Source organism: Sphingobium sp. IP1 (genome assembly GCF_002708645.1).
In the GTDB taxonomy this organism is placed as follows: Bacteria; Pseudomonadota; Alphaproteobacteria; order Sphingomonadales; family Sphingomonadaceae; genus Sphingobium; species Sphingobium yanoikuyae.
This window is the reverse complement of the sequence record NZ_NOIW01000264.1, coordinates 1-804: the sequence shown is the minus strand read 5'-3', so window position 1 is coordinate 804 and position 804 is coordinate 1. Positions and strand designations below refer to the sequence as shown.

Sequence of the window (804 nt, the reverse complement as noted above, 5' to 3'; positions counted from 1 at the left end):
TAGGCCGTAAACTCATAAAAAGCCTTGAGGATTGGCGATTGGCGTGATTCAGAGGCCTCCAGAGTTGGAGGGCTTGATGGCACGGCGGCGGTACGAACTGACAGATCGGGAATGGGCGATTATCGAGCCGTTGCTGCCCAACAAACCACGGGGCGTGGCGCGGGTGGATGATCGCCGGGTTCTCAACGGGATTATGTGGCGCTTTCGCTCAGGAGCGACGTGGGCCGAAGTGCCCGAACGCTACGGGCCTTCGACAACCTGTTACAATCGGTTCGTCCGCTGGCGCAAAGCGGGGGTCTGGGACCGGCTTCTGGCAGCGGTTTCCGCCGGATATAATGGCGAACTGGTGATGATCGATTCCACCTGCATGCGCGTCCACCAGAATGGTGCGACGGGCAAAAAGGGGGAAGCTGCGATCGTGGCATGGGACGTTCCCGGGGCGGTCTTACCAGCAAACTCCATGCTCTTGTCGATGCTGACGGACGCCCTGTCGGCCTGAGACTGACCGGCGGGCAGGTCCATGATGCCTGTGAAGCCGAAGCGCTGATTGAGGCCATTCCCGAGGGCGCAACCCTGCTGGGGGACAAAGGATATGACAGCAACGCCATCCGTCAGGCCGCTGCTGCCAGGAACGTGTGGGCCAATATTCCCAATCGATCCAACCGCAAGCAGCCCTTCGCCTTCTCGCCGTGGCTCTACAAACAGCGAAACCTCGTCGAACGATTCTTCAACCGCATCAAGCAGTTCCGTGGCATCGCCACCCGCTATGACAAAGACCCTGCCAACTTCCTCGCAGCCATCAAG

Annotated in this window: 1 protein-coding gene; it reads left to right on the top strand. The window is 60.0% G+C overall.

Annotated features, from left to right (window positions below):
* Positions 1-76: 76 nt before the first annotated feature.
* Positions 77-804 (top strand): IS5 family transposase gene (locus CG471_RS29875; RefSeq protein WP_099234671.1). Its coding sequence is split into 2 segments (ribosomal slippage), with 729 coding nucleotides annotated over them: positions 77-413 and positions 413-804; the frame shifts between segments, so codons are not numbered across the junction. This gene is flagged as partial in the annotation.